The 18,436-nt window shown below is 58.5% G+C and carries 13 protein-coding genes and 1 pseudogene; 10 read left to right on the forward strand and 4 right to left on the reverse strand.

Annotation, left to right across the window (positions count from 1 at the left end; all coding sequences use genetic code 11):
• Window positions 1-54: 54 nt before the first annotated feature.
• Window positions 55-498 carry a DUF1772 domain-containing protein gene (locus tag ACNPM8_RS16070; RefSeq protein ID WP_332727675.1) on the reverse strand — a complete coding sequence of 148 codons (444 nt, stop codon included), beginning with the start codon at window positions 496-498 and terminating at the stop codon, window positions 55-57.
• An 80-nt stretch (window positions 499-578) separates the two neighbouring features.
• On the opposite strand from ACNPM8_RS16070, the gene ACNPM8_RS16075 reads away from it, so the two are divergent.
• The 4 genes and pseudogenes from ACNPM8_RS16075 to ACNPM8_RS16090 form a co-directional block, all read left to right on the forward strand.
• Window positions 579-1,505: an AraC family transcriptional regulator gene (locus ACNPM8_RS16075; protein ID WP_448940198.1), complete on the forward strand. Its 927-nt coding sequence runs from the start codon at window positions 579-581 to the stop codon at window positions 1,503-1,505.
• A 93-nt stretch (window positions 1,506-1,598) separates the two neighbouring features.
• Window positions 1,599-1,907, forward strand: a complete 309-nt coding sequence (locus ACNPM8_RS16080) for a DUF6504 family protein (RefSeq protein ID WP_286172116.1) — start codon at window positions 1,599-1,601, stop codon at window positions 1,905-1,907.
• Window positions 1,908-1,943: 36 nt separating this feature from the next.
• Window positions 1,944-5,399, forward strand: a complete 3,456-nt coding sequence (locus ACNPM8_RS16085) for a DNA polymerase III subunit alpha (protein WP_448940199.1) — start codon at window positions 1,944-1,946, stop codon at window positions 5,397-5,399.
• A gap of 103 nt (window positions 5,400-5,502) precedes the next feature.
• Window positions 5,503-5,883, forward strand: a pseudogene (locus ACNPM8_RS16090) (nucleotidyltransferase family protein); the annotation flags it as partial.
• Window positions 5,884-5,889: 6 nt separating this feature from the next.
• Here ACNPM8_RS16090 and ACNPM8_RS16095 read toward each other — a convergent pair.
• Entirely contained in the window at window positions 5,890-6,330 is a 441-nt protein-coding gene (locus ACNPM8_RS16095; protein WP_105658261.1) for a VOC family protein, read from the reverse strand.
• A 259-nt stretch (window positions 6,331-6,589) separates the two neighbouring features.
• Entirely contained in the window at window positions 6,590-7,957 is a 1,368-nt protein-coding gene (locus ACNPM8_RS16100; protein ID WP_133833313.1) for an MFS transporter, read from the reverse strand.
• An 80-nt stretch (window positions 7,958-8,037) separates the two neighbouring features.
• Here ACNPM8_RS16100 and ACNPM8_RS16105 point away from each other — a divergent pair, with 80 nt between their 5' ends.
• The 5 genes from ACNPM8_RS16105 (at window position 8,038) to pdxS (ending at window position 13,268) form a co-directional block, all read left to right on the forward strand.
• Entirely contained in the window at window positions 8,038-8,673 is a 636-nt protein-coding gene (locus ACNPM8_RS16105) for a winged helix-turn-helix domain-containing protein (protein WP_448940200.1), read from the forward strand.
• A 120-nt stretch (window positions 8,674-8,793) separates the two neighbouring features.
• Window positions 8,794-10,809, forward strand: a complete 2,016-nt coding sequence (gene thrS / locus ACNPM8_RS16110; protein ID WP_448940201.1) for a threonine--tRNA ligase — start codon at window positions 8,794-8,796, stop codon at window positions 10,807-10,809.
• Window positions 10,810-10,832: 23 nt separating this feature from the next.
• Window positions 10,833-11,399 (forward strand): HIT family protein, encoded by a 567-nt coding sequence (locus ACNPM8_RS16115; RefSeq protein ID WP_105661379.1) that lies wholly within the window; start codon window positions 10,833-10,835, stop codon window positions 11,397-11,399.
• Between the two features lie 154 nt (window positions 11,400-11,553).
• Window positions 11,554-12,168: a hypothetical protein gene (locus ACNPM8_RS16120; protein ID WP_105658266.1), complete on the forward strand. Its 615-nt coding sequence runs from the start codon at window positions 11,554-11,556 to the stop codon at window positions 12,166-12,168.
• A gap of 197 nt (window positions 12,169-12,365) precedes the next feature.
• Window positions 12,366-13,268, forward strand: a complete 903-nt coding sequence (pdxS, locus tag ACNPM8_RS16125) for a pyridoxal 5'-phosphate synthase lyase subunit PdxS (RefSeq protein ID WP_105658267.1) — start codon at window positions 12,366-12,368, stop codon at window positions 13,266-13,268.
• 497 nt (window positions 13,269-13,765) lie between these two features.
• Here the strand turns inward: pdxS and ACNPM8_RS16130 are convergent, their stop codons facing one another.
• Window positions 13,766-15,868, reverse strand: coding sequence for a restriction endonuclease (locus ACNPM8_RS16130; RefSeq protein WP_388022128.1), 2,103 nt, complete (start codon window positions 15,866-15,868; stop codon window positions 13,766-13,768).
• A 555-nt stretch (window positions 15,869-16,423) separates the two neighbouring features.
• Here ACNPM8_RS16130 and ACNPM8_RS16135 point away from each other — a divergent pair.
• Entirely contained in the window at window positions 16,424-18,172 is a 1,749-nt protein-coding gene (locus tag ACNPM8_RS16135; protein ID WP_402696136.1) for a hypothetical protein, read from the forward strand.
• Window positions 18,173-18,436 lie beyond the last annotated feature (264 nt).

Raw genomic sequence — 18,436 nt, forward strand, 5'->3', positions numbered from 1 at the left:
GATCACGGGTTGCCCCCGGAATGGATGTGACGGGGCAGGAGTGCTGCATCCAGCTCAAACACCGCTGAGCAGGAGGACAGCGCCTAGGCTGGAACCCAGTGCTCGCGCGGCATTGGCCCTGATCCACCGTGGCTCATATTTCGCCCAAGCCAACGAATTCTGCTCCAGTCGCCGATTGAGCGGAACATTGACCCCGATGGTGAGCAGGGCACCGCTAAGCACTAGTGCCGCTCCGATCGATATGCGGATATTCTCGTGGACGATGGAGAGGGCAAGGCATCCGGTGCTGGCGAGCAAGCCGAGGAAGAACAAGCTCAGGAATGGGGGCCGTTGGGCGTATCTGTTCACGTGGACCATGAACGTGCTTGCGGAGCGATCATCCATTCGCGCTAGCGCAGGGAAGACCACGAGGGTGAAGGAAACGTAGAATCCGGCAATGATCAAGCCGGTCGCAATTGTCAGCAGTGGCAGGAAAATAGTAAGCAACGGCAGGTTCATGATTTCATTCAACAGATGTTGGGCAGGATTTTGAATGCTCAAGGCTCGACAATGCATACGCAATCGTCCAGAGTGGTGGCGTGAGACCCGATGCATTTTTCCCTTCTGGCCCACGGGCTCGTGAAGCCTTCATTCTCCGCATGTGCATGGAGGGCCAGTGGAGTGTTGCTGTTCGCGATCATTGCCCGCTGACGATTTTGGCGGTGCGCTCGGGATCCTGCAGGGTGCAACGAGGACAAAAGTCCGTGGTGGCGCGGCAAGGGGAACTGGTCGTCATTTGCGGATCAGCCTCCTATGAGGTTCGCTCGGCCAGCGCCCAGACTCTTCCGGCCGCGGCGCCTGGCAACTATGCCATTGCCCCGGGCCAGCAATGCCTGGGGCCATCGGGCCGAGCCATGGTCCAAGAGTTGCGCCATGGGGTGCGTGCATGGGGCAATTCGCCTAATGGCCCCGACCAGCTACTGGTTGGCACCTTCACTACGACCAGCGCTGTCGCTGATCTTGTCTGCGAGGGTACCGATCTGGCAGTTATCGATGACGACGCGGCGTGGCGATGGGCTGAACTGCTGGCGACCGAAGCCGAAAGTGCGGGTCCCGCCCAGCAGGTGGTATTGGACCGGCTGCTGGACATTCTGGCGATCTGCGCCTTGCAGCACTTGCCGGGAACCAGGGCGCTTCGCTCGGCGGCGCCAGGCATTGGGTTGGCGGTGGGGGCGATGTGGGCGCAACCAGCTCGAGCGTGGAGCGTGGAGGGGCTGGCCAGAACAGCTGCGATGTCCCGTTCGGCTTTTTCGCCAGCCTTCCGCCAGGCCATGGGCACCGCACCCATGGGGTACCTCACCAAATTGCGTCTGGGATTGGCTCATGATGCGCTGCTCGCCAGCGATGCACCGCTGTCGCAGGTTGCCCGTGATGTCGGATACTCTTCACCCTTTGCGCTCAGCGCTGCCTTTCGCAGGGCTTATTCAACCAGTCCGTCGGCGCTGAGATCCGCTGCACTTGGCTAACCCAAACTGTCGGTCGCGCTGACTAGTGTAACTGTCATTCGAACACGTGTTCGAATAGAATGGTTCTACTAAGTAAGGAGTGCACACGTGGGGATGTTCACCGAGTCGATCGAGGTTACTCGTGCAGCTGATGGAATGCCGTTGCGCGTGAGCTGGCAAGGGCAGGACTATCGCTTGGTGGCCGAGCCTCAGCGCTGGTTCGAACGCCGCAAATGGTGGGATGAAAACCTGCGGATTCCTCGCGGAGCCGGTGCGGGGATTGCCGACTATGAGATGTGGCGCCTGCAACTGGTCGCGGTGCGCGGATCCCGGCAAGTGCACAGCGTTGATGTGAGTTTTGATGCGCAAACTGAACGGTGGCGTCTGGTGCGTGTGCATGAGTCGCTGGCCCGCAGCGCCTAATTCCCCTGCAGGGGAACATATATTCGAAGGACCTCCATGAGCTTCACCCACCTGAACGTCAGTTCTTCCTATAGCGCCCACTACGGAGTCTCGCACCCAAAGCGGCTGGCCCAAGCGGCCAAAGCGCAGGGTGCCCAGATGCTCGCGCTGACTGACCGGGATGGGCTCTATGGAACGGTCAAGCATGTGGCGGCCTGCATGGCAGAAGGGCTGCACCCGATTCTCGGGGTGAACCTTGCCGTGCTCGATAACCACGGAGAAACCCAAGGGCGGATTGTCCTGCTGGCCCGTGGGCGCTGCAATGGCGCAGGGTATGCGGCGCTGTGCCGAGCCATCACCCTCGCGCACAGCACTGCGCACGGGGTTCCGGGGCTGAAAACCGAGCAGCTGGCACACCTGGGTGCTGCCGGGAACCTGATGATCCTGCTCGGCGGCGAATCAGACGTGGCCCGCGCAATCCTCAAGGGAAGCTACGCCCAAGCCCGGGCACTGCTTGCCAGCTGGAAGAAGCGGCTGGGAAAGATGCTGCGAGTGGAAATCACCACGCACCTCTCCAGCCCTGGATCGCGCTACAGCCTCGGTGAAGCAGCCCGCTTGCTGCGCTACGCCCAGGAGCGGGGGATCAGGGCCGTGCTCACCAACGCCGTGCGCTACGTGGACCCCGATGGAGCGGTTACCGCAGACATCCTGGACTCGGCGCGCGCCCTGCATAGCCTGAAGAACCTGGACTCCTGCCAACCCAATGGCCAAGGGTGGCTGAAAACCCCGCCCCAGATGCGCCAGCTGGCCAAGGAGATCGGCCAAGCCACAGAAAGGAGCTGGGCGCAGCAGCTTTTGCGGGAAACTGAAGCGCTCGCCGAATGGGCAGCGGCGGACCCGGTAGCCGATCTTGGATGGAAGCAGCCGGTGATCCCCGAAGCGAAGATCATCGGCCTGCACCGTCCGGCCATGCAAGAACTCACCGAGCGAGTCCATGCAGCGGTGCCTGGGCTCTTGCCGCACGCCAATCCCAGCCTCATTGAAAGACAGCTGGCTCTGGAACTTGGGGTGATCGACCGGCTGGACTTCGCCGGGTATTTCCTGACCGTCGCCGAAACCGTCAAGCTGATCACCGGCATGGGAATCCGCGTGGCCGCCCGCGGCTCCGGTGCTTCCTCGCTGGTGAACTACCTGCTGGGCATCAGCCAGGTGAACCCGCTGGCCCACGACCTGGTGTTCGAACGCTTCCTCTCCGATACCCGCACCACCCTGCCGGATATCGACATCGACGTGGAATCCGCACGCCGCCACGAGATCTACCGCGAGATCTTCTCCAGCTTCGGGGAAGAGCGCGTCAGCCTGATGAGCATGCAGAACGCCTACCGTGCGCGCGGCGCGGTCCGTGATGCAGGAGCCGCCCTCGGGGTAGAGCAGGAGCAGGTGGATGAGATCGCGAAGCAGCTCTGGCGCTTCTCCGCATCCTCTTTCCGCGAAGCGCTCACCGAGAAGCCGGAGCTGGCCGCATTGGCAGAACGCATTACCGATGACACCCAGCTCGATATCCTCATCGACGCTACCGAGCGCCTGGACCGGCTGCCCCGGCATATCTCCATGCACCCCTGCGGGGTGATCCTCTCCGACGCGAGCCTGCTGGACCGCCCCCCGGTCCAGCCCTCGGGCATCGGACTGCAGATGAGCCAGTTCGACAAGCATGACATGGACCTGATGGGCTTGATCAAGCTCGACGTGCTCGGTGTGCGCATGCAATCGGCCATCGCCTACACGCTCGAGGAGATCGCCCGCATGCACCCGGATAAGCAAGCGGCCGCCCGCGCCGGAGGGCACGCCGACGACAGCTATATCTCCGCTACCGGAGCGATAGACCTGTCCAGGGTGCCACTGGATGACGAACCAACTTTCGAATTGATCCGCTCCACCCATACGCTGGGCTGCTTCCAGATCGAATCCCCGGGGCAGCGCGAACTGATCGGCAAGCTCGCGCCCCGCGAATTCAACGACCTGATCATCGATATTTCCCTGTTCCGCCCGGGTCCCATGCAGTCGAATATGGTCAAGCCCTACCTGGAGCACCGCCACGGATTCGCCCCTGCCCAATACCTGCACGAGGATCTGATTCCGGCGCTCGCCGAAACCCACGGGGTGACCGTCTTCCATGAACAGGTGCTGCGCATGCTTGATGTGCTCACCGGATGCGGATTGGGCATGGCCGATGTCTACCGGCGCCTGCTGGGCAACCCGGAGAAGGAACCAGCCGTAGAACGTTATGTGCGCGCTGAAGCGGCCAAGCGCGGTTATAGCCAGGAAACCATTGACCAAGTCTGGGAGGTGCTCTCCGGCTTCGGCTCCTTCGGCTTCTGCAAGGCCCACGGGGCTGCCTTTGCCGTACCTACCTACCACTCGGCCTGGCTCAAGGCGCACCACCCCGAAGCTTTCCTTGCCGGGATCTGGGAGCACGACCCGGGCATGTACCCCAAGCGGCTGCTGGTCTCCGAAGCGCGCAGAATGGGCGTTCCCATCCTCCCGCTGGATATCAACCGATCCACCGGGCACTACCGAGTCGAACGAATATTCGAATCCGCTCCAGCGAAGGTTCCTGTGGTGCCCCGCGCACCCAGCTCGCTGCGCCCTGGGCGCTATGGAATCCGCCTGGCCTTCCGCGACATCCACCAGATGAGCGAACGCGAAGTGCAACGCCTGGTCGCAGGCCAGCCCTATGAGCACCTCGCCGATGTCCGCGCCCGCGCAGGACTCTCGCGACGCACCTACCAGAACCTTGCAGCGCTCGGAGTGTTCGATTCCCTATTGTCCGGGACCTCCCGTGCCGACACGATCGCCCACACGCAATCCATGGCGCACAGCTCCCTTCCGGCCAAATACCGGCCGGGACCCGGACAACTTGCCCTGGATCTGGGGCAGATCGAATATATCGACCAGACCGGCAAAGCACTGGATCCCGCGGAAGTAGTACGTACCGAATTGGACCTCATGCATCTGGACGCCAGCGAGCATCTGATCACCTCGTACCGCCAACGGCTGGCGCACCTGCCCATTACGCAGGCAGCCGAGCTGCTGCACCTGCGCAACGGAACCGAAGTTCTGGTCGCCGGGGTACGGGTGGCCACTCAGACTCCTCCCATGCGCGGAGGCAAGCGTGTGGTCTTCATTTCCGTGGATGATGGGACTGGCTGCATCGACGCCACCTTCTTCGATGACACGCAGCAGCGCACAGCGCCCTTGCTCTTCTCCACACGCATGCTGCTCATCCACGGGGTCACACGCCGTACCGGACCGCGCGGCATCTCCCTCCAAGCGCTGAACGCCTGGGACCTGCATCAGCCGGAGACCCTGCCTGCTGCAGGCTACCTCGCGGAGCTCACCCGGCCGCAACCAAGCTATCGGCCAAACCTCGGCGAGGGAGCACGCAAGATCGAAAGTGTCGGGGAACTTGCCAAACGGATGGAAGCTGAAGGCCTGGACCAGAGAGGGGCCTGATGAGCTAGTTCGCTGACAGGGTTTACCCAACAGATACATCGGGTCCAATAGGAGAGATACCTGATGTGAGGGGAGAACGGGCGTAAGCGCAGATGATTGGTGGCTCACTGCAGGTGCACTATCCCAAACAGTTTGGAACGTGCTCGAAGGCAAAGATCCGCAAAGAGGAATTCGTGACTACGACTTCATCTACTTCGATGAAGATACGTCCTGGGAGGCCGAAGATGCGCTCATTCGTGGAGCCAAAGTACTCTTCAAGGGCATGGACGCAGAAATCGAAGTACGCAACGGAGCATGCGTCCAACTTTGGTACGAAGAGCCCTTTGGGGCGCCGGCTATTCCATTCCTCAGCGTTAAGGACGCCATCGACCATTTCGCAGCGAAGACCTGCTGCTTTGCAGGCACTAGTGATGAGCCTGGGCAAATTAGTACCTATGAACCCTGGCCTGAACGGGAACCATCAAGGAAGATCACTGAAAACTGATAATTCTCAAACCGAGGAAACATGCCCATCGGCGTCGACGACAAATGACGGGTTGTGCACAAAATCCCAGCGGAAGCCATCCGGATCAGCCACACAGGCACTCTTGCCGCCCCACGGCTGCACCGTCGGTTCGGTGACAGAAGTCGCTCCCGCATCCAGCGCTCGCCGGTAGTGTCGGTCCACTTCTGCGTCAGAGTGCACGTTGTGTCCCAGTGAGATCGGTGGCGCCAGCTGGCTGTGCCCGACGTCGCCGTACTCGCTGGGCATCTGCTTCACATCCCAGAGGGCGAGCATCAAGCCATAGCCGGCACGGACAAAAGCGATTTCCGGGTGAGCTGGCTGGACCAGCTCAAACCCCAGGCCCTCGGTGTAGAACTTCGTGGAAGCACCGACATCGCGCACTCCGAGGGTAATGGCACTGATGACAGGTGGGGCCGGTTTGTTCATATTCCTAGGGTAGAAGGGGTTGAAAATGAAAGCCATGGGTTTGCGGATCTTCCAAGACTTATCCTGCCTCCTTATAGATAGATCCATTGCTCGTTGCGCAGCGCTTGATACCTCGCCTGGGCAATTGCATCGTCGGCTTGGTGCGTCAATGCAGAAGCATGGCGGTATCTTTTTTCGCTGCTGAAGATTCGCTTCCGGGCTGATCGCTTGAGCCGGAAATCGCTGGGCGACGTGGGATCGGAATTCACTTTGGATACTCCTATTCGGTGGAGGCCGCTGGGGCGGGGGATTGTTGAGGGGCGGATGCGCTGGTGAGTTCGGGCGATGCCGCCATCCAATGCTCAGGACGGGGTATGCGCCGTACCTGCGGTGAGAGCCAGGCCAAGACTGCTGCTAAGGAAACGAATGCCCCGAAAAATATCAGCGTTGGTCCCATGCCGACCGATTCCAGACCAAATCCGGTAAGCAGCGGAGATAAGGGCAAAGCGGCCAGTGCCATAAAGGTGATTAGGGAATTAGCGCGCCCAGACATTTGCTTCGGAATGGAGGCCATGAAGTATCCACCCACCGCAGCGTTGAGAGCTGGAACGCTGAGGAAGCTGATCATCAGCATGGTCCCCATCCAAAGCAGGTTCGTATTAAACCCGATGAGCAGCATGGCTACACCCAAAATGGTGAGACAGGTGCAGGTCAGTAAACCACTGCGGAATTTATCGATGAGCTTCGTTGCGACCAACGATCCGAGCAGCATTCCAGCGCCCATGAAGGTAGAAGTTAACCCGATAACCCAGGGTTCTTCGGAACGCTGTTGAAGTCCGTAGATCAGCGTTGTCATCAGCCCGTTGACGCCGATGTTGACGACCGTAATCAAAATCAGCAGAGCGCGCAGCTGTGGCCGGGAAAAGCACCAGTGCATGCCTGCCAGAATTCCGTGGGCCACTTCCTCTTCGGAATCATTGCTGGTGCCATTGGAATCTTGCCCAGATAGCTTGGCTGCCCGCAATGGACGACGCAGTGCAAATCCACTGGCCGCAGCGATCAGATTCAGGACACTGACGATGAGCAGGGCAATGCCACCGCCTAAGCCCAGAAGCACGCCGCCCAGGGGAGCGGAGCCGAGCATCAGCACCGAGTCGCGGCCTTGATTCGCGGCCATCGCGCGGCCGAGCTGTTTGGGGTGTACGAGATCCTTTAGGGCGGCATTGGTTGTCGACCCAAAGTACCCGCCGCGCAGTTCCATAAGGATGTGGGCAAGGCATAAGGAGGCAACCGGCAGTGAACCGACGCTGCTGCCCAGGGCCATGGCTGCTGTGATTGCAGCACCGGCGAAACTTCCTATGAGAATCATCCGAGCCTTGTCGGTACGATCCGCCATGGCTCCGCCGGCCAAAATTACGCTCGCCCGTGCTGCCATTCCCACTGCGGCCAGGGTTCCGGCCAAAACCGGGGACCCCGTAGCGGACAGCAAGATCAAAGGAAAGATGAACCCGTAAATACTGCCCGACAGCAAAGCCGTTGAGTCCGCCAGCAGCCACATCCGGTAGTTGCGCTGCACGCGCAAAGGCGGCAAAGGCTCCGTGATAATCGCTGTGGTGCCTGATGGATCGTTGGCCTGGATGCTGGTCATGGCACCAACTATAGATTCGCAAATAAAGTTGCGCAATAGAATTTGCGCAACTTTATTTGTGGGATTGCTATGCTGTGCTTATGAGCAACCATGAGCCACCGGTCACATTCACCACCCCCATGCTCAAGGCCATCGCAAACCCCTTGCGTCGGCAAATCCTTGACGCGCTTTCGGCAATGGAAACCGCACGCGCGGCAGACCTCGCGCAGGCTCTTGGCGTACCCGCGAACAAGATCAGTTTCCATCTGCGTGAGCTGGCCAAAGCCGACATGATCGTTGAAGTTCCGGAACTGGCGCGCGATAGGCGTGACCGCGTATGGAAACCTGCGGCTCGCGGCTATACGACCGGCAAAGTGGGAGAGCGCCCGGAGGACCAGACCGGGACGGCCATGGATGCCTACCTCAGCCAGGTGGTCCATGACGAGCAACGCCGCCTGCAAGCGACGCTTCGGCATGCAGAAAGGCACTATCGCGGCGAAGAGCCCGGGGAGATTAAAGCGCAGATGCAAACGAGCAACCTGATGCTTACCCAAGATGAATGCGACGAACTCATGCGCCGCATGGAAGAAGTGATTCCGGCTTTCCGCGAGGATCTGAAAAACGGCAAAGTCACCAGTTCGCAGCCCGCGGGCGATCGTGAAATCTGGCATGTCATGAGCCTGTTCAACGCAGATTCGCTGTTGAACGAGTCACAAGAGGGCGATCAATCTTCGTAAAACCCGAGGTAAACGCACGCTGAGGTGGGGTCCTGAACTAAACTGGATTCTGGCTGGCTGTGGCCAAGGTATGCCACAAGCTATGAAGCCATCACAGATTGAAAGGTAGAACCCGATCTCATGAGCGAGCAGCTGACTCTCACCATTGACGGCGAGCAGGTACAGGTGGACGCGGGAACGACCGGTCTGCAGCATTTTGCCAACGATAAAGACGTGGTTGTCATGCACGTCGATGGCGTATTGCGCGACCTGGCCCGCGAACTGGAAGCCGGAACCACTGTCACCCGCGTAACCATCAATGATCCAGAAGGATTGGAGGTGCTGCGCCACTCGACCGCCCACGTGATGGCCCAGGCTGTGCAGCAGCTGCGCCCGGACTCCAAGCTGGGAATCGGCCCCTACATCACCGACGGTTTCTACTTCGACTTCGATGTCGAGGACCCATTCACCCCAGAAGACTTGAAGCAGCTGGAAAAGATGATGCAGAAGATCATCAACCAGAACCAGCTCTTTGTCCGCCGCGAAGTTTCCCCGGAGGAAGCCAAAGCTGAAATGGCCAACGAGCCATACAAGTGCGAGCTGTTGGCCAAGGCCGACTCCGCCGACACTTCCGGCGAAGGCGTCACCGTTGAGGTGGCCGCTGGCGAAACCACCATCTACGACAACGTGGACCGCAAGTCCGGCGACACTGTCTGGAAGGACCTGTGCCGCGGACCGCACCTGCCGAACACCAAGCTGATCAAGAACGCCTACGCGCTGACTCGCTCGGCTGCCGCCTACTGGCTGGGCAGCGAGAAGAACAAGCAGCTGCAGCGCATCTACGGCACCGCATGGCCAACCAAGGACGACCTGAAGGCCTACCAGGAGCGCCTGGCCGAAGCCGAGCGCCGCGACCACCGCAAGCTCGGTGCCGAACTGGACCTGTTCTCGTTCCCCGATGAGCTGGGCTCGGGCCTGCCGGTGTTCCACCCCAAGGGCGGCATCATCAAGCGCGAGATGGAAGACTACGTGCGCGACCGCCACGTCGAAGAAGGCTTCCAGTACGTGGGCACCCCGCACATCTCCAAGGATGGGCTGTTCCACACCTCGGGCCACCTGCCGTACTACGCGGACACCATGTTCCCTGCGCTGCACATCGATGAAGAGCGCGATGAAGATGGCAACATCACCAAGCAGGGCCAGGAATACCGCCTGAAGGCCATGAACTGCCCGATGCACAACCTGATCTTCCGCGGCCGCGGACGTTCATACCGTGAATTGCCGCTGCGCCTATTCGAATTCGGCCACGTCTACCGCTACGAGAAGTCCGGCGTGGTCCACGGCCTGACCCGCGTGCGCGGTTTCTCCCAGGACGACAGCCACTCCTACGTCACCAAGGAGCAGACACCGGCCGAGGTTGAGCACCTGCTGAACTTCATGCTCTCGCTGTTGCGCGACTTCGGCATGGACGACTTCTACCTGGAGCTGTCCACCCGTGATCCGGAGTCGGACAAGTTCATCGGCTCGGATGAGCAGTGGGATGAAGCTACGGCCGTGCTGGAGCGCGTCGCCACCGAATCCGGCGTCGAACTGGTTGCCGACCCAGGCGGAGCCGCATTCTACGGTCCGAAGATCTCGGTCCAGGCCAAGGATGCCATCGGCCGTACCTGGCAGATGGGCACCGTGCAGTACGACTTCAACCAGCCAGCGCGCTTCGGTTTGGAGTACCAGGCTGCCGACGGTTCCCGCCAGGAACCAGTGATGATCCACGCTGCGAAGTTCGGTTCCATCGAGCGCTTCCTGGGCGTGCTCACCGAGCACTACGCAGGTGCCTTCCCCGCATGGCTCTCGCCGGTACAGGTTCGCGCGATCCCAGTGGCCGAGGCTTTCAACGACTACCTCGGTGAAGTTGTTGCCAAGCTCAAGGCGCAGGGTGTCCGCGTGGAACTGGATGACTCGACGGATCGCTTCCCGAAGAAGATCCGCAACGCGTCCAAGGACAAGGTTCCATTCGTGCTCATCGCCGGCGGCGAAGATGCCGATGCAAACGCCGTGTCCTTCCGCTTCCGCGATGGCAGCCAGGAGAACCAGGTTCCAGTCGACGATGCGGTAGCCCGCATCGTTGAAGCCATCAAGAGCCGCGACAACAACAACTAGTTCGGATAGGGAGTCCACCAAGCATGCAGGAACAAGCAGACCGGTCCGTCACCGACGACTTTGAACTCGCCGGAGTGCCGGATTCGTTCCAGCGCCTGTGGACTCCCTACCGGATGGCTTATATCAAGGGCGGGCAGGACCAGGTCAAGGATGAGGCCAGTTGCCCATTCTGCGCCGGTCCTGGGCGTACCGACGAAGAAGCGCTGATCGTGCATCGTGGCAAAACCTGCTACGTGATCCTGAATCTGTTCCCGTACAACCCGGGCCACCTGCTCGTGTGCCCGTACCGCCATGTGCCCAACTACACCGATATCACGGTGGAGGAAACGGCAGAAATGGCAGCGCTGGCGCAGCAGTCAATGCGCGTGCTGCGCAAGGTCTCCAACCCCGCCGGTTTCAACCTGGGCATGAACCAGGGCGAAGCCGGGGGAGCAGGCATCGCCGCGCACCTGCATCAGCACATCGTGCCGCGCTGGAACGGGGATGGGAACTTCTTCCCGATCATCGCGCAGACCAAGGCGATCCCGCAGACCTTGTCCGAGGTTCGCAGTGCCATTGCCGAAGCGTGGGACAGCGAAACCCCGAACTAGGCAATAGCTGGTACTTGGGCCCGGCAGAACATGGAAATGTTCTGTCGGGCCCAACGTCATTTAATGCAAAAGCCACGATGTTGGCCTGCTGCAATGCAAGACCAAATAGACTGTTGCGGCATGTTGGAGCAACTTCTTCCTGAAATGAGCATCGTTGAATATTCCCAGGTCCCCTGAACCAATCGGCACCATCGAAGAAATCCGCGACTGGATTATTAGTGGATCCGAGCATGAAATGCGTTTCGCCATCCAAGGTGCAGCCCGCTACTCAATCGGCATGATTGATCAGCTGCTCGAAGACCTGAGCTACGAGCATGATGCCAACTGCGACAGGTTCCTGCGCGGTTGGCTCGATACCCTGGATCCGCTGGAACGGCTCGCGGCGGCTGTGGCCACCGAGCACCACTACCAATTGAGCCTAGTTGCGATCTCGCAAGCGGCGGACCGGGCATTGGTGCAGGTGATGGAGTCAGTTAAACCGGCAATCGAGGACCTTGCCAAAAATTTTGAATCCGTCCATCAGCGTGCCAGCGACCCGGACCCCTCCTACACCAAACACTTCACTCCGCGATTGCTGGCATATGCGCAGCAATTGCGCTCCGTAGCCGAAGATATCAACGGCGACGTTCCGCTGGTGCAATTTATGTCTGAGGAAGTGGCGCGCATTGAAGCAGCTAATCCTGAAGGCTACGGTCAGCCAGCAAAATATCAAGTGTCGGATGCAATAGCGTCACGCCAAATATTCACCGGCAAAAAGCACTCTGACTAGTTGTTTAGTAGAGATTGCCAATGTTACGCACTAACTCGTAACTGATGGATAAATCTACTATCTGCCAATTATGACGCAACACGCGAGGTAATAAAGCAAAGCGATCCTACGATTACTGGCGTACCACCTCGCTTATATCCCCGAAATTCTGGGGCAAAAACGAGTCACCGCAGTGTCGAAAGGAACCCCTCCTCACCATGTCTACGAACAACCAGAACTCCGTCGTCGGTTCGGACCGCGTCAAGCGCGGCATGGCCGAAATGCTCAAGGGCGGCGTCATCATGGATGTAGTCACCCCAGAACAGGCACGCATCGCTGAAGATGCAGGTGCCGTGGCCGTCATGGCTCTGGAGCGCGTTCCTGCGGACATCCGTGCCCAGGGTGGCGTCTCGCGCATGAGCGACCCGGACATGATCGACGGCATCATCGCCGAGGTCTCCATCCCGGTAATGGCCAAGGCGCGCATCGGCCACTTTGTCGAGGCGCAGATCCTGCAGTCCCTCGGCGTCGACTACATTGATGAGTCCGAGGTCCTTTCGCCAGCAGATTACGAGAACCACATCGATAAGTGGCCGTTCACCGTGCCATTCGTCTGCGGTGCCACCAACTTGGGCGAAGCACTGCGCCGCATCAACGAAGGTGCCGCGATGATCCGCTCGAAGGGCGAAGCCGGCACCGGCGATGTTTCGAACGCCACCGGGCACATGCGCAAGATCCGTGCTGAGATCGCGAAGCTGGCCGCATTGCCAGAAGACGAACTGTACGTGGCTGCCAAGGAGCTGCAGGCACCGTATGAGCTGGTCAAGGAAATCGCGCAGACCGGAAAGCTGCCGGTGGTGCTGTTCACCGCTGGCGGCATCGCCACCCCGGCCGACGCTGCAATGATGATGCAGCTGGGCGCCGACGGCGTCTTCGTCGGCTCGGGCATCTTCAAGTCCGGCAACCCGGTCCAGCGTGCCGAGGCCATCGTGAAGGCAACCACCTTCTTCGACAACCCGGACGAGCTGGCCAAGATCTCCCGTGGTCTGGGCGAAGCTATGGTCGGCATCAACGTCGCCGATGTGCCGGTACCGCACCGCCTCTCGGAGCGCGGCTGGTAAGCGCCGACGTTCCCAGCATTGCAGGCCCACGCCACCGAATTCCCGGTGGCGTGGGCTTGACGTTCCCAGAGCAGTGAGTCGGGTGGAAACCGTAGTCTAAACGGCGTATCCGTCGATAAAGTTGTCTACAGTTGCATCTTGACAAGCAGTCACATACTAACGCTCCCACCGAGCCAATAAACGTCTGCTGAACATCCATCTCATGTGAGCAGATCGAGTGGGTCATTCCGCATTTTGGACTGAAACAAGGTGTATTGTCCGAGATTCATCGCTGTGTCGTGGAACCTCAGGCCAACCAAGGTCCACTGTCTTGATCTGTGTCGATCCAAAAATGAGTGGGCGTTTGTTCCACACTTTGCGAGTCATCTCGGAGAGACATCCAATTGCTGTTTCTATGAATGGACCAGCCTTCGTCTGGTATGTCTGAGGTGTCACTTGGACAGTCCAACTGATGGGTTCGCTTCATCTGTCGTATATGTTTTCCATGGCACCGTTACTCAAAGTGGCGCTTCGATTGCTTCCGCGATTGCTCGTAGACCTAATGCCGAGGAGCGAGGGCTACCAAGCTCGAAACTAGAAAATTTGGGATCGTTGTTCTCGTTTGTCTTCCGGACCGCACCCGGTGCGAGTTCTTGCAAGGTACTAAGGGCCGAGAGAACTTCACTAACCGAAGGCTTGACTTCACTTCGGCGGCCATCTCTAGATATGTCGCGAGGCGTGATCGGGTCACCTGATTCCTTTGCCTCTTCGGCAAGCTGCCCGACCACGTATGTGAGGACTGCGAGCTCACGTTGTTTGTCGGCAATCGCCTTCATAGTTGCGTCGACACCGCCGTTGGACTCAAATAACGCTCCCGATAATTCAGGTCCGATACCTAGCGCTAGCGCCTTGTCCGCGATGGCTCCAAGCATTGATGCGTCGATGAGAGTCCAGTTACGTGCCCGCGCCATATTCTTGATCGTGTCGCCGACAAACGCTGGGGCAATTACCGCAACGTGATCAGCATGATGTTGAACTTTATGTGATTCAAGTGCAACATCACTGACATCCGTGTGCGAGATGCTACCGCTGGAACGCGATTTGGCTTCGACAATTGAGGTACGTTTTGCACCCTTGTGGTCTCGCCATTTTACGAGTACGTCTGTGGTGCCTGAACCACTAAGTACGCGGGCATCGAATCCCATGAGAGTGAAGGCGTCACTGATTGCCCGTTCAAAGGCCTTCCCAGCCCCTCGTTCTTTCGCCATAGGCGTGCGGGAAAGTTCGTCTAATGACTCGGATAGGCTCGAAGAACAGAAAGCTGACTTGTTGTCTGATGCAGGGATATTTTCTGGATCAGAATCGGGCTGAACTTCTGGTTCTGCCAGGGGTAGCTCTTCGAGAAGAGCTACCCCTGTGGGAGTCGTCCGCAGGCTGCCATATTTCGGTGGCACTATGAGCCCCGTGTCCATAAGGAATGCCGCGATCCAGCGGGACTTATCCACATTTAGACCATGGCGTTTTGCTTCAGCATAGACATCGGCTCGAGTCGCGCCGCCCTCCGCCGCAAGGATCATCTCACCGACGAAACGCATATTGGCGTGAAGAATCCGGATGAAGTTAATGTTGCTGCCTGACTGGAGCCATGCACGAGCCGTAGGGGATGCTTGATATATACCTAGACCCACCTCGACGATGAGTCCCGAAGCTCGTAGGAAGGGCAACATTGAGTCCACGCTGGAACGTCGAAGACTGAATGTGTTGGCGATGAATCCGAGGAGTTCGGAACGACTGAGTGGATCGATCAACGCATTCACGATGACACGTAGATTTTCCACCTTGTTTGAATGAGTAGCCGGGCTCGGCACCCAGATATTGTAAGTGCTCCGAGACGACTGCAAACGAGTTCCATCGCTCAGTTCAGCCAGCAAGTTTTTAATCTGTATTGGCGCGGGCTCTATTGTTTCAACTGGAGCTGCTTCGATTTCAAGTGCTTCCGGGGTGACCAAGCGACAAGCCATCAACATCTCTTGGCCAATAGAAGTGATCATCCACCGTCGACCCGCGGTCGCCTCAATTGCACCGAGGGCATCGAGCCAATCTAGGCGCGCACGAACGCCACCAAGGCTTTTCCAGTCGGTGTGGTAAGCAGCTTTGAGGAATTCATCAACTTCCTCCACGGTTTCTGGTGAACTTGCAATAAAATTCAGTGATTCTGAGAGTAGCCGGAAACATCTTGCTAGTGACGTACCCAGAACGGATGGTGAACCGGTGATTAGATACTCATGGCCGACACCGGTGAGCACTAGTTTGGCGTCTTCCGCTCGAACGAGGCCTGCAGCCTTGAGGAATCTGCTGTACTCGCCCCACGTCAATGGCTCTCGTACGGCTGATGCTCCTGATCGTGATTCGGAATCCTTGAATACTGTGTCAGGTATATTCGGACGGGCATTCATCATGATATCCGCACCCGCTGCTTGCACTTGTGATACCAGCTCGAAAATAAGCTTTAGCCATGCGCGCTTCCCACCATGGAGCGAAGGTAAGCTCGCAGACTGTCTACGCCATAGGGCCCGTTGGTCTTCCACGGGAAAGTTCGCTTCGGTGATTGTCGATGACATGGATCAAGTCTATGGGAAATGATCACAATAATTATGGAAGTCATTTATGTAATCTCGAAATTGATTTGTGAATCTCGAAATGCGCATGAATAGATTGGATTTTGAAGATTGTTTCCATGCCTGTTGAACCATAACCGCATGTCGGGAAAGGCATCAAAAGATTTGGGTAAGGCACCAGACCAATCTGTCTAGTTACGATTGGATCGCTGGGAACCGCTGAAGATCTGTTCATTGAACCGATCAGCGCCACGGCAACCGAATGGGCCCCTCGATTAGTCGGTGCCTACATTGCTGCTGTGGGAACAGCTAGGCCTGTTAGTCTCACGGGGCCGCTCGGCAGCGAATGGAGTGAGTCTACGAATTCTTCGAGTTCAACCTCCCGCTATCGGTTTGCCTGGCCCCTACACGACCTAAGAATCTGCCTAGATCGTTGGTCGCTTGTAGCCTTTCGCTTCCCACCCAGAAGCGTACCGTGGCCTGCCGCCGAAGTTTGACCAGGGAAATCAATTGGAGAGCGGATCGCCAGATGCTCGAATTAATTCGTAGTATTGGATCATGCCAACCTATGACTGGCCGCTGATTCAGCAGCGAAGTGGCGACTCGATCGAGTCCCTTATTGCAACCCTCCTGCGCCGCGAATTCGTCGACGCGCGGCAGATTAATCCTTCGCAGGGGGATGGCGGGATCGACATCCTCCGCACATTACCCGACGGAGTTGAGATTTGGCAGGTCAAAGGCTTCACGACGTCGATTTCCAGTAATCAATTCGGCCAGGTCAAGAACTCTTGGAAACGATTCCTTGAGGAGCATGTCAGACCCGGTGGGAAGCCAATTATCCGCTATCACCTGGTCACGCCGTGGACCCCTACTGAGGAACGAGTCGCGGACTTCGACAAGCTCACTGCGGGCGTTGCATTCCCCTGTCAGTGGGCCGGTGATGCCTTCATTTCGGGGTTGGCAGACCGCTTTCCCGAGACTATGCAGCGGTTTACTTACGGTGAGGCGGTGTTGGAACAGTTCATTAGCCAGAAAGCCATGCTCGCTGCCTCGCCAGTTGAAAGGGGAGAGCCGTTGAAGATGCTTGATGCCATAGAGACCCGACAGGACGCACTCGATGCCCTCCGCAACACTATCCACGACAACTATCGGATGGAGCACGGCACCCGCACCGTATCCAGCAATCAGGAAATACCACTGCCTCACGAAGGCGATCCAGCGGTCTTTCACAGGATGACTTACCTTGGAGATTGCCGCTGGAAATACGAATCCGTTGTGCCTCGCACGCCCGAGGCCTCGAAAATTGACCCGATCTTCATGGACGTTGAGTTCCTGACGATTCCCGGGACACCCGAGCATGCCGCAGTCCAGGCTTGGGAAGCGTGGGGTACTGCGTTCAAAGACGTGCGGGTCCGGATAACAACCACAGGTGGTCCATTCGCTCATGAGGAAGCGGTGGAGTCCACAGTCTCCATTTTCGAAAGAAGTCATGCCAACATCCCCTTGCTATATCTGCGGTGTACAGAGAGCAACGGGCAACGCCGGTTCAGGATGCCACTGGAAGTTACCTCCCAAACTGTCGGTTCACAAACGGGCTGGCTGCGTCTGGTTCTCGATACGCCAGAGCGGTCGCTGAACTTAGAGCTGCGTTTCAAACCGGGAGATAACGCAGAAGCGAAAGTTCAAATGGGAAACGTCGATGGGCGTAATCCGGAGTCGGTCTGTGATGAGCTCGAGGAGTTATTTGGCATTCGCGAGAGCGACGTCATGTCCGTGGAAACTGAGGCAGGGAGCGCACTTCTCAGAGCGCATGGTGCTGTCCTCCCCTCTGCACTGGAGGCGATCTATCTTCCCGTCGCCCGTCACCTGACCCTGCTTCAAACACATACGTCTCCTGCACTTGTCATGCCTTCGGTCGTTGAGATCACCGACCGTCAATTCCGGCATCTCTCGCTCCTTGCCACTACGTACGGGGGCATTCCTCATCGCTGGAATTGGACGGAACTTACGTTCCAAGTTCCCGAGGGCGGTTTAGAGGTAGCATCCATTAAGAACGTAGTAACCAACGCTATCGCCGGCCGTGGCACCATCGTGCAGGTGGAAGCGCCCGTCTTCGCTCTCGGGAACCGGACTTACACCGTTGATCATCCCCTCGCGAGTAGTGTGCATTCAGTTCAGCTCGAACAAGGTGTTGACCTTGCAAGGCTAAAATCGGGGGACACGTTCCGGCTCGTGCCCGGAGCGGATGACTCGGTCACAACGGCGAAGGTTGTCGATTGGACTCCTGGAAGCATCCAGTTCGGCTAATTCTCTGCGAACTATTTCGTGAACAGGATGGCCGGGTCTGAGTTCAGCGTGTCCGCAGCCCACCCGTGCTCCAGTGCCAGCATGGGCCTTCGAGTGGCCATTCTGCTGTGGCGGCCCAGGCCAGGATGCACGGCGAACGTACCGAACACCGGCCAATGTCCATCGAGTCTGGCAACGGCGGAATCTGGCACGATGCAAACGGCCCAGGCCGGAATTGTCGGTGGATGCCGCCGGGCGTAGGTTGGTGGAACCCGGAATTCGCGC

The organism is Glutamicibacter sp. AGC46, assembly GCF_053543715.1.

Coding starts and splice junctions, on each gene's coding strand:
- ACNPM8_RS16070 (WP_332727675.1), bottom strand. CDS start 498: ATGAACCTGCCGTTGCTTACTATTTTCCTGCCACTGCTGACAATTGCG.
- ACNPM8_RS16080 (WP_286172116.1), top strand. CDS start 1,599: ATGTTCACCGAGTCGATCGAGGTTACTCGTGCAGCTGATGGAATGCCG.
- ACNPM8_RS16085 (WP_448940199.1), top strand. CDS start 1,944: ATGAGCTTCACCCACCTGAACGTCAGTTCTTCCTATAGCGCCCACTAC.
- ACNPM8_RS16095 (WP_105658261.1), bottom strand. CDS start 6,330: ATGAACAAACCGGCCCCACCTGTCATCAGTGCCATTACCCTCGGAGTG.
- ACNPM8_RS16100 (WP_133833313.1), bottom strand. CDS start 7,957: ATGACCAGCATCCAGGCCAACGATCCATCAGGCACCACAGCGATTATC.
- ACNPM8_RS16105 (WP_448940200.1), top strand. CDS start 8,038: ATGAGCAACCATGAGCCACCGGTCACATTCACCACCCCCATGCTCAAG.
- thrS (WP_448940201.1), top strand. CDS start 8,794: ATGAGCGAGCAGCTGACTCTCACCATTGACGGCGAGCAGGTACAGGTG.
- ACNPM8_RS16115 (WP_105661379.1), top strand. CDS start 10,833: ATGCAGGAACAAGCAGACCGGTCCGTCACCGACGACTTTGAACTCGCC.
- pdxS (WP_105658267.1), top strand. CDS start 12,366: ATGTCTACGAACAACCAGAACTCCGTCGTCGGTTCGGACCGCGTCAAG.
- ACNPM8_RS16130 (WP_388022128.1), bottom strand. CDS start 15,868: ATGTCATCGACAATCACCGAAGCGAACTTTCCCGTGGAAGACCAACGG.
- ACNPM8_RS16135 (WP_402696136.1), top strand. CDS start 16,424: ATGCCAACCTATGACTGGCCGCTGATTCAGCAGCGAAGTGGCGACTCG.